The organism is Streptomyces sp. NPDC005925, assembly GCF_040638805.1.
GTDB lineage: Bacteria > Actinomycetota > Actinomycetes > Streptomycetales > Streptomycetaceae > Streptomyces.
Genome location: NZ_JBEXVL010000011.1, coordinates 52119 through 70111, shown reverse-complemented (window position 1 = coordinate 70111; position 17993 = coordinate 52119). Strand labels below are relative to the sequence as shown.

Here is a 17993-nt window from a genome sequence, read left to right as displayed (position 1 = left end):
GGCCTACCACCGCTGTGGCACACCACCGTGTGGCACGTCCTCGGTGGGGTGCGTCATCGGTGGGGCACGTCCTCGGTGGGATGCGTCCTCTGGTGGGATGCGTCATCGGTGGGATGCGTCATCGGTGGGGTGCCCACCACAGGACCGTCGTGCCGCCGCCGTCCGCGCCGATCCCGGGACCGAGTCGGCAGTCGCCGCCCAGGGATTCGGCGCGCTGTCGCAGGTTGTGCAGCCCGCTGCGCCGGCCGCCCTCGCGGATGCCGACGCCGTCGTCCGCCACGCTCAGCCGCACGCCTGGCCTCCCGTCCGGCAGCGTGACCGTCGCGTCGACGACGACCTCGATCCGGGAAGCACGGGCGTGCCGGAAGACGTTGGAGAGGCTCTCGCGGAGCGCGGCGATGAGGTTCTTGCCGGTCACGTCGCCGACCGCGCTGTCGACCGGGCCGACGAAGCGGTGCTCGGGCGTGAAGCCGAGCGGCACGGCGGCCGTGCTGATTTCGCGCAGCACGCGCGTGCGCAGTCCGGACGGCGCCTCGGCGGGCTCCTGCCCGAGCGCGAAGACGGCGGTACGGATCTCCTGGATGGTGACGTCCAGTTCGTCCACGGCCCTGCCGACGCCGTCGCGCACCTGGGGCACGTCAGACCGTTGCTGCACGCTCTCCAGCATCATGCCGGTGGTGTAGAGACGCTGGACGACCAGGTCGTGCAGGTCGCGGGCGATGCGGTCCCGGTCCTCGTACACCGCGAGCCGTTCCCGGTCCCGCTGCGCCTCCGCCATCATCAGCGCGAGCGCGGCCTGGGCGGCGAACTGAGCGGCGAGGGTGCGTTCCGCCTGTGTGAACGGCTGCTCCCCGCGCGCCCGGGGAGTGACGAGGCTGCCCAGCAGGCGTCCGCCGCTGCACAGCGGCAGCAGCATGACCGGGCCCCACTCGCGCAGCAGTCCGGTGGTCAGGCGCCGGTCGGTGGCCGCGTCGTCGATGAAGACGTCCTTGCCGTCGAGGAGCGCGGCGACGGCCGGGCTGTCCGGCGGTACGACGCTGCCCAGCGCCTTGGCGGGCCGGTCCGCGGCGACGGCCACGACCTCCAGCCCACCCTCGTCGACGGGCAGCAGTACGGCCCCGGCCGCCGCGCGGGACAACCGGCGGGCGTGCTCGGCGACGATCTGGAGGGCGTCTTCGAGGTCTCCGCCGGAGAGCAGGGCGGTCGTGACGGCGACCGACCCGTCGATCCAACGCTCCCGCTGCTGGGTCGACTCGTAGAGCCGGGCGTTGCCGATGGCGATGCCCGCCTCCGTGGCGAGCACCCGGGCGGTGTCCAGGTCCTGCTCGTCGAACAGCCTGCCGCCAGCCTTCTCGGCCAGGTACAGCTTCCCGTAGACCTCGCTGCCGAGCCGGACGGGGACGCCGAGGAGGGCATGCCCCGGCGGGTGGTCGGCCGGGGAGGCCGTACGTGAGGGGGCCGCGCCCAGGTCCGCGAGCAGCGTGTGTTCGGGGTCACGGAGGAGCGCGTCGAGCAGATCCGTATGTCCCCCGGGTGACTGCCTGCTCCGCCCGGCACGCTTCTGCCCAACGGTCTCGTACCCGCCACTCTCCTGGTCGACGGTCTCCTGCTCCGCTCTCTTCTCATGGACGGTCTCCTGCCCTGCGGCCCCCTGCTCGACGGTCTCCTGGGTGACACCGTGGTGGACGAAGTCGGCCAGACCGTTCCCGTCCTCGTTGACCACGCCGAGGGCCGCGTACCGGGCGTCCGTGAGGGCCACCGCGGTGACGCAGATCCGCTGCAACATGCCGTGCAGCTCCAGCCCGCTGCCGACGCACCGCACCGCCTCCAGCAGCCGTCGCACCCGCGTGTCGGGCGAGGGGGGACCAGCAGCGGGGACAGCAGGCATGGACCGAGCCTAATGAGCCCGATGTGATACAGAAAGTCGGGAAGACGCAGGAACCTCGGGGAGCGCCGGAAAGCGTCAGAAGCTCGGGAAGCCGTCGTTTCACGTGAAACATGGCGGCCCTCGGACTCGTGCGGGAAGCCCACCCCCGACCGGCCACCCCCGACCTGCCACCCTCACCAGGCCACCCTCAGTCCGCCGCCACGAACAGCCCTGTCTCCGCCTCCCGGAACGACTCTGTCTCCGCCTCCCGCTCCACCATCGCGCGCAGGGGCCCCGGTACGGCGGCCAGGTCCGCGAATGTCCCGCGCTGAGCCACACGCCCTTCCACCAGGACGATCACCTCGTCGACGTCCTCCAGGCCCGCCAGCCGGTGCGTGATGAGCAACGTCGTACGACCCTCGGTGGCGGCCAGCAGGTCGGCGGTGAGCGCGTCGGCGGTCGGCAGGTCGAGGTGCTCGGCGGGCTCGTCCAGCACCAGGACGGGGAAGCCGGCGAGCAGGGCACGGGCCAGCGCCAGCCGCTGCCGCTGCCCGCCGGACAGCCGCGCCCCGTGCTCCCCGACCAACGTGTCGAGCCCGTCGGGCAGGCTGTCGGCCCACTGGAGCAGCCGGGCACGGGCGAGCGCGTCGCGCAGTTCCCGCTCGCCCGCGTCCTTGCGGGCCAGCAGCAGGTTCTCGCGCACGGAACTGTCGAAGAGGTGCGCGTCCTGCGCACACAGGCCGACCAGCCGTCGTACGTCGTCACCGTCCAGGCAGGTCGCGTCGACGCCGGCCAGCGTGTAGGAGCCCTGGTCGGCGTCCAGGAACCGCAGCAGCACCTGCGCGAGGGTGGTCTTGCCGGACCCGGACGGCCCGACCACCGCGACCCTTCGCCCCTCGTGGAGGGTCAGGTCGAACCCGGCCAGCGCGTCCCGGTCCTGCCCGGCATGGCGGGTTGCCAGAGCCTTGACGACGAGCGGAAAGGGCGTGTCGGGCGCCCGCCGGGGCCGCTCGGGTTCCCGTACCGGCGCCGGGGCGTCCAGCACCTCGTACACGCGCTCGGCGCTTCTGCGCACCCGCTGCCGGTACTGGACGGCGAGCGGCATCCCGAGGACGGCCTCGAAGGCGGCCAGTGGGGTCAGGACGACGACGGCCATGAGCACGCCGTCGAGCCGGCCGTCGGCGACCGCCCGCGCGCCGAGCAGCGCGGTCGAGGCGACGGTCAGGCCGGAGATCAGCGCGGTGAGCCCGTCACCGAGGGCGGTGGCGGTCGCGGCACGGGAGGCGATCCGGGTGAGCGTGCCGTCGGCCCGCCGCGCTTCGGCCTCGCGGGCGGGCAGCGCGCCGGCGACCGCCAGTTCCGCTGTGCCGGTGAGCAGGTCGGTCACGCGCGTCGCAAGCACTCCCCTGGCAGGAGCCAGCCTGCGCTCGGCACGCCGGGCGACGGCACCCGTGATCAGGGGAACGCCGGCACCGGCCGCGAGCAGACCGACGGCGAGGGCTGCGCCGGCCTCGGGCAGCAGCCAGGCCGTGAAGGCGACGGATCCGGCCGACACCACCAGCGCGGCTCCGGCGGGGAGCAGCCACCGCAGCCACCAGTCCTGCAGGGCGTCCACGTCGGTGACGAGCCGCGACAGCAGATCACCCCGGCGGGTCAGGCCCAGACCGGCGGGCGCCAGCCGCTCCAGCCGTTGGTACACGGCGACCCGGGTGTCGGCGAGCATCCGCAGCACCGCGTCGTGCGACACGAGCCGCTCGCCGTACCGGAAGACGGCCCGGCCGATTCCGAACGTACGCGTCGCCGTCACGGCCACCATCAGATACAGCACGGGCGGCTGCTGCGAGGCCCGCGAGATGAGCCAGCCGGAGGTCGCCATGAGCCCGACGGCACTGCCGAGGGCAAGACTCCCGAGCGTCAGCGCGAGACCCAGCCGCCCGCGCCGCGCGCCGGACAGGGTCCGCACCCGGGCGAGCACACCGCCCACCGCGGCGCCGGACCCGGCCCCAGCGACGGAGGTGCCGCCTGCCTCCGGCGCCTCCTCGATGCGGTGGCCCTCGATCGCCGCGGCTGCGGCCGCGTGGGCCCCGGCCGGAGCGGTCAGCGACGTCCCACCGTCCAGGCGTATCACGCGATCGGCCGCTCCCAGCAGGGCCGGCCGGTGCACGACCAGCAGGACCGTCCGCCCAACCACCAGCCGCCGTACGGCCGCGACGACCTCGGCTTCGGTGGCCCCGTCGAGTGCGGCCGTCGGTTCGTCGAGCAGCAGCACCGGCCGGTCCGCGAGGAACGCGCGGGCCAGCGCCAGCCTCTGCCGCTGCCCGGCGGACAGCCCGGTGCCGCCCTCGCCCAGCACGGTGCCCAAGCCCTCGGGCAGCCCGGCCACGAACTCCAGCGCCCCCGCGTCGGCCAGCGCCCGCCGTACGGCGCCGTCGTCCGCCTCGGGCCTGGCCAGCCGTACGTTCTCGGCGACGGTCCCGGCGAACAGGTGCGGGCGCTGCGGCACCCAGGCGACGCGCGCGCGCCACTGCGCCAGGTCCAGGCCGCCCAGGTCGGCTCCCCCGACGCGGACGCTGCCCCGGTCGGGCCGGACGAAACCCAGCAGGACGTTCAGCAAGGTCGATTTGCCCGCGCCGCTCGCCCCGACGAGCGCGACCGTCTCGCCCGGCCCGACCGTGAAGGTCACGTCGGACACGGCGGCGGCGGACCGGCCGGGATGGCGAACGGTCACGCCGCTGAAGTCGAGGGAGAGCGCTCCGTCCGGTACGGCTCCGGTTCCCGTGTCCGGCGCGGGCGTCTCCAGGACCGCGAAGATCTCCTCGGCGGCCGCGAGACCCTCAGCCGCCGCGTGGTACCGCGCCCCGACCTGCCGCAGCGGCAGATACGCCTCCGGGGCGAGCACGAGGATGACCAGACCCACGTACAGATCCATGTCGCCGTGGACGAGCCGCATGCCGATCGTCACCGCGACGAGCGCCACGGACAGGGTGGCGAGCAGTTCGAGGGCGAACGACGACAGGAAGGCGATCCGCAGGGTCCGCATGGTCGCCTGCCGGTACTCGCCGGTGATGCGGCGGATCGACTCGGCCTGTGCCTTGGCCCGCCCGAACACCTTCAGCGTCGGCAGCCCGGCCACGACGTCGAGGAAGTGGCCGGACAGCCGGGACAGCAGACGCCACTGGCGGTCCATCCGGGACTGCGTGGCCCAGCCGATCAGCACCATGAAGACGGGGATGAGCGGCAGGGTGCCGACGATGATCGCCGCCGACACCCAGTCCTCGGTGACGATCCGCGCCAGCACCGCGACCGGCACCACGACCGCGAGTCCCAGCTGCGGGAGGTAGCGCGAGAAGTAGTCGTCCAGCGCGTCGACTCCGCGCGTGGCCAGGGCGACCAGCGAACCCGTCCTGTGTCCGCCGAGCCATCCGGGGCCGAGCGCCGTCGCGCGCTCCAGCAGCCGCCCGCGCAGTTCCGACTTCACCGCCGCGCTCGCCCGGTGCGCGGCCAGCTCCGTGAGCCAGGCGACCAGGGAGCGGCCGACCGCGACGGCGATCAACAGCAGCAGGGGAGTGCGCAGTCCGGCGACGGACAGCCCGTGCTGGAACACCCCGACCACCACTTCGGCGATGAGCATCGCCTGCGCGACGAGCAGCAGCGCTCCGACGGCGCCCAGGCCGACCACGGCCAGCAGGAAGTGCCGGGTGGTCCGGGCGTACCGAAGAAGGCGCGGGTCGACTGGTTTCACGTGAAACACCCCTCAGTGCACGGGGTCGGAGATGTGCTGGGTGCCGATGCGCTTGCGGAACACCCAGTAGGTCCAGCCCTGGTACAGCAGCACGATCGGCGTGGCGATCACCGCGCACCAGGTCATGATCTTCAGGGTGTAGGGGCTCGAGGACGCGTTGGTGACGGTCAGTCCCCAGTCCTCGTTCAGCGAGGACGGCATGACGTGCGGGAAGAGCGTCAGGAAGAGCATCCCCACGACAGCCACGACGGTGACGCCGGACAGCGCGAACGACCACCCCTCCCGCCCGGCCTGGTTCGCCACCAGCGCGAGAACCAGCGCGGCAACCGCCACGACGAACGCGACCAGACTTCTGCCGTCGCCTCCGTCGACCTGCGTCCACAGCAGAAAGACCGACGCCTGCGCGGCCGTGAGGAGACCGACCCACAGTGCCAGCTTCCGCGCCCGTTCCCGGATGCCGCCGACGGTCTTGAGCGCGGTGAACACCGCGCCGTGGAAGGTGAACAGCGTGAGCGTCACCAGTCCGCCGAGGAGCGCGTACGGGTTGAGCAGGTCCCAGAGGGTGCCGACGTACTCGAAATCCTGGTCGATCTTCACGCCGCGCACGATGTTGCCGAACGCCACACCCCACAGGAACGCCGGAAGCAGCGAGGTCCAGAAGATCGCGTGCTCCCAGTTGCGCTGCCAGCTCTCCTCGGGCCGCTTCGCCCGGTACTCGAAGGCGACGCCCCGGACGATCAGGCAGACCAGGATGAGCAGCAGCGGCAGGTAGAAACCGGAGAAGAGGGTGGCGTACCACTCGGGGAAGGCGGCGAAGGTGGCGCCGCCGGCCGAGAGGAGCCAGACCTCGTTGCCGTCCCACACGGGCCCGATGGTGTTGATCAGCACGCGCCGCTCGGGCCGGTTGCGGGCGAGCAGCTTGGTGAGGACACCCACCCCGAAGTCGAAGCCCTCCAGGAAGAAGTAGCCGGTCCACAGGACGGCGATCAGGACGAACCAGACGTCGTGCAGTTCCATGACGGTGCAGCTCCCTCGGGCCTAGTAGGAGAAGGCCATCGGCTTGTCGGCGTCCCGGTGGTCGCCGCCGATCTTCGTGGGCGGGTTGAGGTCGGCCTCGGTGAGCTCGGGCGGGCCCGCCTTGACGTACGTGGCGAGCAGCCTGACCTCGACGACGGCGAGGATCGCGTAGAGCATGGTGAAGACGATCATTGAGGTGAGGACCTCGCCCGTGGAGGCGCCGGGGGAGACCGCGTCCCGGGTCTTCAGGACGCCGTAGACGACCCACGGCTGCCGGCCCGTCTCGGTGAAGATCCAGCCCCAGGAGTTGGCGATCAGAGGAAAGCCGAGCGTCCAGACCGCGATGCGCCAGTACCAGGTGGTGAGCTTCGGGCTGAGCGCCTTGTTCCGGAAGAGAACCAGGCGCGGCACCTCGTCGTCGCCGACCCGCAGGTGCTGCGGCAGCCAGAACTTCTTCCGTGTCAGCCAGAGCCCGGCCAGGCCCAGCGTGAAGGACGCCATCCCGAAGCCGATCATCCAGCGGAAGCCCCAGTAGGCGACGGGGATGTTGGGCCGGTAGTCGCCGGGCCCGTACTTCTCCTGCTCGGCCTTGTTGATGTCGTTGATGCCGGGGAGGTACGAGCTGAAGTCGTCCTTGGCCAGGAAGGACAGCAGGCCGGGAATCTCGACCGCGACCTTGTTGTGGCCCTTCTCGACGTCGCCATAGGCGAAGACCGAGAACGGCGCCGGCGCCTCGCCGTCCCACAGGGCCTCGGCGGCGGCCATCTTCATCGGCTGCTGCTCGTACATGATCTTGCCGAGGGCGTCACCACTGATCGCGGTGAGCATGCCGCCGGCCACCAGGGTCACGAGGCCGAGCCGCAGCGACAACTTCATCTCGCGTATGTGCTTCTCGCGCAGCAGGTGGAAGGCCGAGATGCCGACCATGAAGGCACCGCCGGTGAGGAAGGCGGCGGAGAGGGTGTGGAAGGCCTGGGCGAGCGCGGTGTTCTGGGTGAGCACCAGCCAGAAATCGGTGAGCTCGGCCCGGCCCCTGCCCTCGTTGATCCGGTAGCCGACGGGGTGCTGCATCCACGAGTTGGCGGCCAGGATGAAGTACGCCGAGAGGATGGTGCCGATCGAGACCATCCATATACAGGCGAGGTGGATTTTTTGGGGCAGCTTGTCCCATCCGAAGATCCACAGGCCGATGAAGGTGGACTCGAAGAAGAACGCGATCAGCGCCTCGAAGGCGAGGGGGGCGCCGAAGACGTCGCCGACGAACCGCGAGTAGTCGGACCAGTTCATGCCGAACTGGAACTCCTGCACGATGCCGGTGACCACGCCCATCGCGATGTTGATCAGGAAGAGTTTGCCCCAGAACTTGGTCGCCCTGAGGTACTTCTCCTTGCCCGTCCGCACCCACGCGGTCTCCAGGCCGGCCGTCAGGGCGGCGAGGGAGATCGTCAGCGGGACGAAAAGGAAGTGGTAGACGGTGGTGATGCCGAACTGCCAGCGCGCCAGCGTCTCCGGCGCCAAAGCCAATTCCACGTCGTCGCTCCTTACATCGCCGTGGACCAGGCAGCTTGTCCGTCTCACCACACCCGGTAAGGGGGCAATCAGGACACGCTTGTGAACGCGTTCACATTCACAAGCTAGTATGACGCACCGGTTTTCGATCTCCCAAGGGGGGTCCCCTAAAAGTCAACCCCCCTGCAAAACTTCAACATCTTGTTGAACACACGACGCGCAGACACCGTCCCGCCCCAGATGTGGATGTGCTACGGCTACGGCTACGGCTACGGCTACGGCTACGGCTACGGCTACGGCTACGGCTACCGAAGTCTTCCCCGGCGAGGAGTTCTGCTTCGCAGCCGACGTCGCCGTTGTTCCACGTGAAACCAGCGCCCGGGTGGGCATCGCGACGAGGCGTAGCGCGCCCGCAGACGCGCCCGCCCCGCAGGCACCCTCAGAACTCCTTGCGGAACGCCTCCGTCACCTTCAGGAAGATGTCGTTCGCCTCGTTCTCCCCGACGGTCACCCGCACACCCTCGCCGGGGAACGGCCGCACCACGACACCCGCCCGCTCGCACGCCGCCGCGAACTCCACGGTGCGCTCCCCCAGCCGCAGCCACACGAAGTTGGCCTGGGTCTCCGGCACCGTCCAGCCCTGGGCCCGCAACCCGTCGACCACCCGCGTGCGCTCGCACACCAGCGATCCGACCCGCCCGAGGAGCTCGTCCTCGGCGCGCAGGGAGGCGATCGCGGCGTCCTGCGCCAGCTGGCTCACCCCGAAGGGCACCGCCGTCTTGCGCAGCGCGGCGGCCACCGGCTCATGGGCGATGGCGAATCCGACCCGCAGACCGGCCAGGCCGTACGCCTTCGAAAACGTCCGCAGCACGCAGACGTTGGACCGATCGCGGTAAATCTCCACTCCGTCGGGCACCTCGGTGTCGCGGATGAACTCGCGGTATGCCTCGTCGAGCACCACCAGCACATCGCCGGGCACCCGGTCGAGGAAGCGTTCCAGCTCTGCGCGCCGGACCACCGTGCCCGTCGGATTGTTGGGGTTGCACACGAAGATCATCCGGGTCCGGTCGGTGATCGCGTCCGCCATCGCGTCCAGGTCGTGCACATCGCCCGGCGTCAGCGGCACCTGCACCGAGGTCGCACCGCTGACCTGCGTGATGATCGGGTACGCCTCGAACGACCGCCACGCGTAGATCACCTCGTCGCCGGGCCCCGAGGTCGCCTGCAGAAGCTGCTGCGCGACACCGACCGAGCCGGTTCCGGTGGCCAGATGGGAGGCGGGCACCCCGAACCGCTCGGACAGCTCGTTCATCAGTCCCGTGCAGGCCATGTCCGGGTAGCGGTTGAACGACGCGGCCGACGCCGTGACGCTCTCCATCACACCCGGCAGCGGCGGATACGGGTTCTCGTTGGAGGACAGCTTGTAGGCCGCCGGGCCACCCGCGGCGGCCGGCCTGCCCGGCTTGTAGGTGGGGATACCCTCCAGCTCGGCACGCAGCTTGGGGCTCGTCTCGCTCACCGCAGTCCTCCTCATGACCACCCGACATCCAATACTTCTCACCTTATGAGGATTCGCTTCCGCTGCGTAGAGGCTCCGGCCACGCACATGCCGAGGCGGTGCGGGGGCGGGCGTGGCCACCCGGGCAAGGCGACACCGGGTGCACCCCACCCATGAGGCTCCTTACGTTCCTCGTCCGCCACACTGACATCAGGTGCAACAGCACCCGAAGGCGCACGAACCGGGGGCGCGCCTCAGATATATCTGTGCGCCGGTGGTTCACGCCGTGGCGCGCGTCCCTCGTGAAGGTGAGTTGAGACCTCTTCGCAACATCAGAGACTGTGCAGGCCCGCGCGCGTCCACAAGTCAGGTATCCGCGCCAAACCACACAACTACCTTACTTTCGTAGGCAGTTAACCCATTGCAGCCATGCAGAAACGTGCCTGTCAACGAATGCCGAAGCGTCGGCACTACCCCACCGCATGAGCCCTACTATCGGCTCGCCATGACAGCAGCAGGGAAGCACCAGGTGAGCCGCGCGGAAACCTCACGCCGAGGCAACCGGCCGGGTCGGGCGGGCATCAGGGACGTTGCCGCCGCCGCCGGAGTCTCCATCACGACCGTCTCCGACGCCCTCAACGGCAAGGGCCGGCTCCCGGACGCCACCCGCCGCCATGTACGCGAGGTCGCCGACCGACTGGGCTACCGCCCCTCGGCGGCCGCAAGAACGCTCCGCACCGGCAAGTCAGGACTCATCGGCCTGACCGTGACCACGTACGGGGATGAACCTTTCACCTTCACCGAGTTCGCGTACTTCGCCGAGATGGCCCGCGCGGCCACGTCCGCCGCACTCGCCCGCGGATACGCCCTGGTCATCCTCCCGGCGACCTCCCGCCACGACGTGTGGTCGAACGTCGCCCTGGACGGCACGGTCGTCATCGACCCCTCCGACCAGGACCCGGTGGTCAGCGAACTCGTCCGCCAGGGCTTACCCGTCGTCTCCGACGGCCGCCCGGCCGGATCGCTGCCGGTCACCGCCTGGGTGGACAACGACCACGAGGACGCGGTCCTCGGCATCCTCGACCACCTCGCCGAAGCCGGCGCACGCCGCATCGGCCTCCTCACCGGCACCACGACCGACACGTACACCCAACTGTCCACCACCGCGTACCTGCGCTGGTGCGAACGCGTCGGACAGGACCCCGTCTACGAGACCTACCCCGCGCACGACCCGTGCGCGGGCGCCGTGGCCGCCGATCGCCTGCTCGCCCGGCCCGACCGGCCCGACGCCGTCTACGGGCTGTTCGACCCGAACGGCACCGACCTCCTCGCAGCCGCCCGCCGGTACGGGTTGCGCATCCCCGACGACCTGCTGCTGGTCTGCTGCAGTGAGTCCACCGTGTACGCCAACACCGACCCGCCCGTGACCACGCTCTCCCTGAAGCCGCGCCGCATCGGCACGGCGGTGGTCCAACTGCTCATCGACGCCATCGAAGGCCTCGATTCGGAGCAGCCGGTCACGCAGGTGATACCGACAGAGCTGATCGTGCGTGCCTCGTCCCAGCGACGTTCGCCGCGCACGACAGTCAGTCCGCCGCGGTCGCCCGAGGAGAAGTAGAACCGCGTCGGTGCCGGTCAGGGGAGGCCGAAGCCAGGCCCAATCGGGGCGAAAGCCTCGGCGATCAGGAGTCTCGCTCCGATTCACCACCCCTGGGTCATCACATGGCGCGATCCGCATTCCTATGATGGGCCCACGACACCGCGGGCCGCTGCGACCAGGCAGTCCGAAGCGGTGCAGCTGCGGCGCGATGGTGGAGGGGTCGATGACTCAGGGGGCCGGTCAGGGACCCGAGGTGGAGCGGACGGCGACGCTGCGCGACTTCCGGGTGCCGGCGTACGTCCACGACACCGCTCCGTACGTCGGCGGTTCGCAGCCCGTTCCGTTCGCCGGCGCCGTCGAGGAACCGGTGGAGTTCCCTGAGTCGTACACGCCCACGCAGCGCGACATGCCCGTGATCAACCGGGGCGACACCGTCCAGGTGGTCGTCGAACCCGAGGCCGTGCCCGACCCCGCGCCACAGCCCGCGGACCGTCCCGGCCCCCTGTACGTCGTGGGCGACGTGCACGGCTACCTCGACGAGCTGACGGCGGCGCTCCAGCACAAGGGCCTCGTCGACGCCGCGGGTCGCTGGTGCGCGGGCACCACCAGGCTGTGGTTCCTCGGCGACTTCACCGACCGCGGACCGGACGGCATCGGCGTCATCGACCTCGTCATGCGGCTGTCCGCCGAGGCCGCCGCGGCCGGCGGCTACTGCAAGGCGCTGATGGGCAACCACGAGCTGCTGCTGCTCGGCGCCAAGCGGTTCGGCGACACCCCCGTCAACTCCGGCGCGGGTACCGCCACGTTCCAGGCGGCCTGGCTGCTCAACGGCGGGCAGAAGACCGACATGGACCGTCTCCAGGACCACCACCTGCAGTGGATGGCCCGTCTCGACGCCATGGAGGAAGTGGACGGGCACCTGCTCGTGCACTCCGACACCACCGCCTACCTGGACTACGGCGCCTCCATCGAGGAGGTCAACGACACCGTCCGCGAGACGATCACGCGCAACGACGCGGACGAGGTCTGGGATCTCTTCCGCAAGTTCACCAAGCGTTTCTCCTTCCGCGACGAAGGCGGCTCCGACGCCGTTCGCTCCCTCCTCGATACGTACGGCGGCACCCGTATCGTTCACGGCCACAGCCCGATTCCCTACCTGCTCGGTGAAGTGGGCTCCGAGGACGGCGAGGACAACGCGGGCCCGGTCGTCAACGGGCCGCACGTCTACGCCGACGGACTCGCCATCGCGATGGACGGCGGGGTGACCATGGCCGGGAAGCTGCTGGTCCAGCAACTTCCCCTGGACATCTGAGCCCTCGCCGGGCCGACGCCCGGCACGGCTGGCCGGCGCGCCGACCGCGCGGGCCGGGACCCAATTTCTGCAAACCCCCTGTCACCACGCGCCGTCACCGCTCTACCATCGGCTTATCCGTAGCAGGCTCCCCTCCGTTTCTGCCCGACGGCTCGTCGGCATGCGAGCCCCAAGCCCTACGGAGCATCGGGGGATGCACATGAACAGCGTTCCGCAGCACCTGCTGAGCGAGGACCGCCAGGAGTACGAGCGGCTCCTCGATGAGGCGCTGCGCTCCGCACCACACCGCCCGGATCCGGCCGCTGGGCTCACCCCCGAACAGCTGCGCACCATGGCGCTGGGCGCCACCGCCTTCATCACGGCGGCCGCGGCGACCGAGTACCAGCACTACATCAAGGTCCGCGAGGAACTGCGCCGCCCGGTCCCCTCCGCCTCGTCATCCGGCCGCGACTCCGGCTCCGCCGAGTCGGGCTCGGCCGGCGTGGGGCCCAACACCGCGATGGGCGACGTCGCCGAGACCACCGGTGCGGGCGCGGCCGCAGTCGTCGCGGTTCTGGCGCCCGTCCTCGCGGGCACCGCCGCAGCGATCTTCCTGCTCGTCGGGTACCTCCTGAAGATGCTCACGCCCGAACCTGCGTTCGCCCGGACCATGCTCACCACCGGGTGGGTCTTCGGCGCCCTGACCGCGATCGCGATCCTCGTCGCCGCCGCGGGGCTGCTGCTGACCGCGCTGCGCAACAGGCCGCCGGACGACGCCGGTCTGTACGGCGCGCCGGACGCGGAAGTGACCAGGGCCCGGGAGGCATGGCTCGCGGCCCTGCTGGAGCGCGGCGTCCTGCCGTTCCTCCAGGAGGCCCTGACCGACCCGGGCTCGACGACCGTGCCGCGCGGTACGGCACCGCCCGCACCGACCAGCCGCATGCCCCGCCTCGGCTACGACCGTCCCGGGTTCAGCAGCCCCGGCGACGACGGAACCGGCCGACGCCCGCGCTTCTCCAGCCCGGACTACACAAGCCCGGACTTCGGAGGCCCGGACCATCAGCCGGAGTAGCCGTGACCGGCGCCGCCCGGAGGCCCTGAACGCCCAGGAACCTCCGGAACCGCCGCCGTCTCAGTCCGCTATCGGCAGGTACAAGCGGTTACCCGCTGCCGCGAACTCCTCCGACTTCTGATCCATGCCCGCCTCGATCTCGGTCCTGCTGCCGCCGTGTTCGCGCCGGATGTCCTGCGAGATTTTCATCGAACAGAATTTCGGCCCACACATCGAGCAGAAGTGGGCCGTCTTGGCCGGTTCGGCCGGCAGCGTCTCGTCGTGGAACTCCCGTGCCGTGTCCGGGTCGAGAGCCAGGTTGAACTGGTCCTCCCATCGGAACTCGAACCGGGCGTCGGACAGCGCGTCGTCCCACTCCTGCGCGCCGGGGTGCCCCTTGGCGAGGTCGGCCGCGTGCGCCGCGATCTTGTAGGTGATGACCCCGGTCTTGACGTCGTCCCGGTCGGGCAGGCCCAGGTGTTCCTTGGGCGTGACGTAGCAGAGCATTGCCGTGCCCCACCAGGCGATCATCGCGGCGCCGATGCCCGAGGTGATGTGGTCGTACGCCGGCGCGACGTCCGTGGTCAGCGGGCCGAGGGTATAGAACGGAGCTTCATCGCAGATCTCCTGCTGAAGGTCGATGTTCTCTTTGATCCTGTGCATCGGGACATGTCCCGGGCCCTCGATCATGGTCTGTACGTGAAAACGCTTCGCGACCCGGTTGAGTTCCCCGAGCGTGCGCAGTTCCGCGAACTGCGCCTCGTCGTTGGCGTCCGCGATCGAGCCCGGCCTGAGGCCGTCACCGAGGGAGTACGTGACGTCGTAGGCGGCGAGGATCTCGCAGAGTTCCTCGAAGTTCTCGTACAGGAACGACTCCTTGTGGTGTGCCAGGCACCAGGCGGCCATGATCGAGCCGCCGCGCGAGACGATGCCGGTCTTGCGGTGGGCCGTCAGCGGCACGTACGCCAGGCGCACCCCCGCGTGGACCGTCATGTAGTCCACGCCCTGCTCGGCCTGTTCGACGACCGTGTCCTTGTAGATCTCCCAGGTCAGCTCCTCCGCCCGGCCGTCGACCTTCTCCAGGGCCTGGTAGAGCGGGACCGTGCCGATCGGGACGGGGGAGTTGCGCAGGACCCACTCGCGGGTGGTGTGGATGTTGCGGCCGGTGGAGAGGTCCATGACCGTGTCGGCGCCCCAGCGGGTCGCCCACGTCATCTTCTCGACCTCCTCCTCGATGGAGGAGGTCACCGCCGAGTTGCCGATGTTGGCGTTGACCTTCACCAGGAACCGCTTGCCGATGATCATCGGTTCGGTCTCGGGGTGGTTGATGCTGGCGGGCAGTACGGCGCGGCCTGCCGCGATCTCCTCGCGGACCACCTCGGGTGACACGTTCTCCCGGATGGCCACGTACTCCATCTCGGGCGTGATCTCACCACGTCGCGCATACGCGAGCTGGGTGACCGCCCGGCCGTCCCGGCCGCGGCGCGGTTGGCGTGGACGGCCGGGGAAGACCGCGTCGAGGTTGCGCAGTCCTCCGCGCGGTGAGGTGTGCTTGATCCCGTCGTCCTCGGGACGGACGGGCCGGCCCGCGTATTCCTCGGTGTCCCCGCGGGCCACGATCCAGTTCTCGCGCAGCGGAGACAGCCCGCGGCGGACGTCGGTGTCGACGTCCGGATCGGTGTACGGGCCGGACGTGTCGTACAGCGTGACGGACTGCCCGTTGGTGAGGTGCACCTGACGGACCGGCACCCGCAGGTCGGGGCGCGAGCCCGCGACGTACGCCTTGTGCCCGCCGATGGGTTTCCCGGTCTGCGTGCCGCTCGATCCCTCGGCCGGTCCGACGGCCGCACCGTCGGACCGGGGCTGCTCGGAGGCAGGCGTGCGTGCGTCCTTGTCGGTCATGAGACCTAACTCCCTACGCCGGCATTACCCGGTAACAGGTTCGGCGGTCGACGCAGCGGTTTCCGTCTGCCGACGCTTCGTGGGGAACGTCACCCGACTTCGGTGATGTTTCCCGTGAAACATCGCTGGGACGGAGGTCAGCGCCCTCTCAGCCCGGTGCTCCGAGCTCCCGCGTGTACAAAAGGTGCCCCCACGCTAGCGGCAATTCGGGCGCGGTGAACAGAAGGGTCCCTTTGTTTCTTGCGATGATCGGTCGGTGACCACGACGCAGCATCCTCCGTACCCACCGTCCGAGCCCCCGCGCGGCACCGGCGGCGGCCGAGGCGCCAGCCCCGGACACGGGCACGGCTCAGGAGGTCACGGACACGGTCCCGAAGGACCCGGTCCGGGGGCCGGTGACGACGGCAAGGAGCCCGGGGCCGGGTCCAGTGCCGACGGGAACGGCCACGGCCACGGGCAAGCGCACAGCCATGCGCACGGTCCTGCGGCTCCGGCGTCCCGTCAGCTGCGCAAGGTCATCGCGGCCGTCCTCATCCCGTTCGCCGCGGCGGTGCTGGTCGGGCTCGCGGTGCTCTGGCCCGGTGGCGCCCCGCCGCACGAGCGCACCGGTGTCGGCTTCGACCGGCAGACGCAGCAGGCCACGGTCACCACGGTGGACAAGGTGAGCTGCGAGTCCGTCAACGTCTCGGGCGGCACGCCGACCGGCGACACCTCCACGGCCGAGGGTTCCTCAGCCCAGCAGCAGGCGACCGGCACCTGCAAGAAGGCGACCATCCGCATCGACTCGGGCAAGGACAGGGGCCGTACGTTCATCGAGATCGTGCAGCCGGACCAGTCACGGCAGTTGGAGCAGGGCCAAGAGGTCGTGGTCGCCTACGAGCCTTCCGCTCCGAAGGACCTGCAGTACTCGGTCACCGACGTCAACCGCCGATTCCCGATGGCGCTGCTCGCCGGGGTCTTCGCCCTCGCCGTCGTCGCCGTCGGTCGGCTGCGTGGCGTCATGGCGCTGGTCTCGCTGGCCATCAGCTTCCTGGTGCTCAACTTCTTCGTGCTGCCGGCGATTCTGCAGGGTTCGAATCCGCTGGCCGTGGCGGTGGTCGGGTCGAGCGCCATCATGCTGATCGCGCTGTACATGTGTCACGGTCTGTCGGCCAGGACGTCGGTCGCGGTGCTCGGCACCTTGATCTCCCTGCTGATCATCGGGGTCCTCGGCTCGCTGTTCATCGGCTGGGCCGCGCTCGCCGGCAACACCGACGACAACACCGGTCTCATCCACGGTCTCTATCCGTCGATCGACATGAGCGGCCTGCTGCTGGCCGGCGTCATCATCGGTTCGCTCGGTGTCCTGGACGACGTGACGGTCACGCAGACCTCGGCGGTCTGGGAACTGCACGAGGCCAACCCGTCGATGGGCCGGCGCGGGCTGTACCGCGCGGGCATCCGCATCGGCCGGGACCACATCGCGTCGGTCGTCAACACGCTCGTCCTCGCCTACGCGGGCGCCGCGCTGCCGCTGCTGCTGCTGTTCTCGATCGCGCAGAGCAGTGTGGGGACGGTCGCCAACAGTGAGCTGGTGGCCGAGGAGATCGTGCGCACGCTGGTCGGTTCGATCGGCCTGGTCGCCTCGGTGCCGGTCACCACGGGTCTCGCGGCTCTGGTGGTCTCCGCCGACCGGACGGAAACGGGCGGCGTCCCCCCGGCGCAGACGGCTGTTCCGGTCGCGGCCCGCAGCGGCGGACGGGGCCGGCGCCGCAAGCGGTGACGGCGGCCGGGCCCGTGACGCGGTCGCGGTGTGCGGTCGCGGTCGCGGTGACGGACCGCCCGGCGCGCGCAAACGGTGAGAGTGCCGGGACCGACCCGTGTCGGGCCCGGACGCTGACACGGATGCCGCAAGGAGCGGGGCGGGCGGTGGGCGGCCGGGGGGCGAGGCGGGTCACTCGCCGCCGGAAACCGTCCTGCCGCCCTTACCCACCCCGGTCTGATCGTTCCGTGCGTCCCTCCACGTCTGGCGAAGCGTTACGCCAACGCCAGGCTGTCGGGCGCCCTCAGCCGGCGCCCTGGTCCGCCAGGATGCGGTCCAGCGCCTCGTCGAGGTGGGCGTCGAAGTCGGCGAGTGCGCCCTCCTGTCCCAGCGGCACCAGCTTGTCGGTGCGGTCGAGGAAGGCCACCAGGGGCGCCGTGGACGAACGGAAGACCGCCTGGTCCCCGCCCACCTGAAGCCTGATCAGGACCTCGCCAAGGGACTCCGGTTCCGCCGGCGCGACCCGCACGTCCCCGTCCCCGCACGGCCGTCCCACCCCGTCGATCAGCAGCTCACGACCGAACGCCCACGTGACCGGCGCATCACCGGGCAGATGGAACGTCAGGCGGATGGCGTAAGGATCACAGGTCTCGTAGCGCAGCTCCACCGGGATGCGGAAGGAGAGCTCCTCGGACACGAGAAAACTCATCATGACCTCTGCCTGTACGGACTCACGCATCGTCTACCCCGTCGGTTGCCGTCGACTGGCCGGGAA

Annotated in this window: 12 protein-coding genes and 1 riboswitch; of the genes, 5 read left to right on the top strand and 7 right to left on the bottom strand. The window is 70.4% G+C overall.

Going from position 1 to position 17993, the window contains the following annotated elements; translation table 11 throughout:
• Positions 1-118 precede the first annotated feature (118 nt).
• The 4 genes from ABZ354_RS15855 to ABZ354_RS15840 form a co-directional block, all read right to left on the bottom strand.
• Positions 119-1888 (bottom strand): GAF domain-containing protein, encoded by a 1770-nt coding sequence (locus ABZ354_RS15855; RefSeq protein WP_358657014.1) that lies wholly within the window; start codon positions 1886-1888, stop codon positions 119-121.
• A 187-nt stretch (positions 1889-2075) separates the two neighbouring features.
• On the bottom strand, positions 2076-5609 hold the full coding sequence (cydD, locus tag ABZ354_RS15850; RefSeq protein WP_358657013.1) for a thiol reductant ABC exporter subunit CydD: 3534 nt from the start codon (positions 5607-5609) through the stop codon (positions 2076-2078).
• Positions 5610-5621: 12 nt separating this feature from the next.
• A complete protein-coding gene (gene cydB / locus ABZ354_RS15845) occupies positions 5622-6626 on the bottom strand; it encodes a cytochrome d ubiquinol oxidase subunit II (protein WP_358657011.1) in 1005 nt (334 codons plus the stop codon).
• Between the two features lie 21 nt (positions 6627-6647).
• Positions 6648-8156, bottom strand: a complete 1509-nt coding sequence (locus tag ABZ354_RS15840) for a cytochrome ubiquinol oxidase subunit I (RefSeq protein WP_358657009.1) — start codon at positions 8154-8156, stop codon at positions 6648-6650.
• 180 nt (positions 8157-8336) lie between these two features.
• Between ABZ354_RS15840 and ABZ354_RS15835 the strand changes: the two genes are divergently transcribed.
• Positions 8337-8504, top strand: coding sequence for a hypothetical protein (locus tag ABZ354_RS15835; protein WP_358657007.1), 168 nt, complete (start codon positions 8337-8339; stop codon positions 8502-8504).
• 70 nt (positions 8505-8574) lie between these two features.
• Here ABZ354_RS15835 and hisC read toward each other — a convergent pair whose 3' ends face one another.
• The gene (gene hisC / locus ABZ354_RS15830; RefSeq protein ID WP_358657005.1) at positions 8575-9654 is read right to left on the bottom strand and encodes a histidinol-phosphate transaminase; all 1080 of its coding nucleotides are present in this window, start codon (positions 9652-9654) and stop codon (positions 8575-8577) included.
• 484 nt (positions 9655-10138) lie between these two features.
• Here hisC and ABZ354_RS15825 point away from each other — a divergent pair, with 484 nt between their 5' ends.
• The 3 genes from ABZ354_RS15825 (at position 10139) to ABZ354_RS15815 (ending at position 13596) form a co-directional block, all read left to right on the top strand.
• Positions 10139-11251 (top strand): LacI family DNA-binding transcriptional regulator, encoded by a 1113-nt coding sequence (locus ABZ354_RS15825; protein WP_358657003.1) that lies wholly within the window; start codon positions 10139-10141, stop codon positions 11249-11251.
• 190 nt (positions 11252-11441) lie between these two features.
• Positions 11442-12545 (top strand): metallophosphoesterase, encoded by a 1104-nt coding sequence (locus ABZ354_RS15820; protein WP_358657001.1) that lies wholly within the window; start codon positions 11442-11444, stop codon positions 12543-12545.
• Positions 12546-12738: 193 nt separating this feature from the next.
• A complete protein-coding gene (locus ABZ354_RS15815; protein ID WP_358656999.1) occupies positions 12739-13596 on the top strand; it encodes a hypothetical protein in 858 nt (285 codons plus the stop codon).
• A 60-nt stretch (positions 13597-13656) separates the two neighbouring features.
• Here ABZ354_RS15815 and thiC read toward each other — a convergent pair whose 3' ends face one another.
• Positions 13657-15477, bottom strand: a complete 1821-nt coding sequence (thiC, locus tag ABZ354_RS15810) for a phosphomethylpyrimidine synthase ThiC (protein WP_358656997.1) — start codon at positions 15475-15477, stop codon at positions 13657-13659.
• Positions 15471-15660, bottom strand: a riboswitch (TPP riboswitch). It overlaps the preceding gene by 7 nt.
• Before the next feature lie 73 nt (positions 15661-15733).
• On the opposite strand from thiC, the gene ABZ354_RS15805 reads away from it, so the two are divergent.
• A complete protein-coding gene (locus ABZ354_RS15805) occupies positions 15734-17239 on the top strand; it encodes a YibE/F family protein (RefSeq protein ID WP_358656995.1) in 1506 nt (501 codons plus the stop codon).
• A 283-nt stretch (positions 17240-17522) separates the two neighbouring features.
• Here the strand turns inward: ABZ354_RS15805 and ABZ354_RS15800 are convergent, their stop codons facing one another.
• Positions 17523-17957, bottom strand: a complete 435-nt coding sequence (locus tag ABZ354_RS15800; RefSeq protein WP_358656994.1) for an SsgA family sporulation/cell division regulator — start codon at positions 17955-17957, stop codon at positions 17523-17525.
• Positions 17958-17993 lie beyond the last annotated feature (36 nt).

What these genes read in the sequence shown, in the direction of transcription:
- ABZ354_RS15855 (WP_358657014.1), bottom strand. Translation starts at nt 1,888, where the DNA reads ATGCCTGCTGTCCCCGCTGCTGGTCCCCCCTCGCCCGACACGCGGGTG.
- cydB (WP_358657011.1), bottom strand. Translation starts at nt 6,626, where the DNA reads ATGGAACTGCACGACGTCTGGTTCGTCCTGATCGCCGTCCTGTGGACC.
- ABZ354_RS15825 (WP_358657003.1), top strand. Translation starts at nt 10,139, where the DNA reads ATGACAGCAGCAGGGAAGCACCAGGTGAGCCGCGCGGAAACCTCACGC.
- ABZ354_RS15820 (WP_358657001.1), top strand. Translation starts at nt 11,442, where the DNA reads ATGGTGGAGGGGTCGATGACTCAGGGGGCCGGTCAGGGACCCGAGGTG.
- ABZ354_RS15815 (WP_358656999.1), top strand. Translation starts at nt 12,739, where the DNA reads ATGCACATGAACAGCGTTCCGCAGCACCTGCTGAGCGAGGACCGCCAG.
- thiC (WP_358656997.1), bottom strand. Translation starts at nt 15,477, where the DNA reads ATGACCGACAAGGACGCACGCACGCCTGCCTCCGAGCAGCCCCGGTCC.
- ABZ354_RS15800 (WP_358656994.1), bottom strand. Translation starts at nt 17,957, where the DNA reads ATGCGTGAGTCCGTACAGGCAGAGGTCATGATGAGTTTTCTCGTGTCC.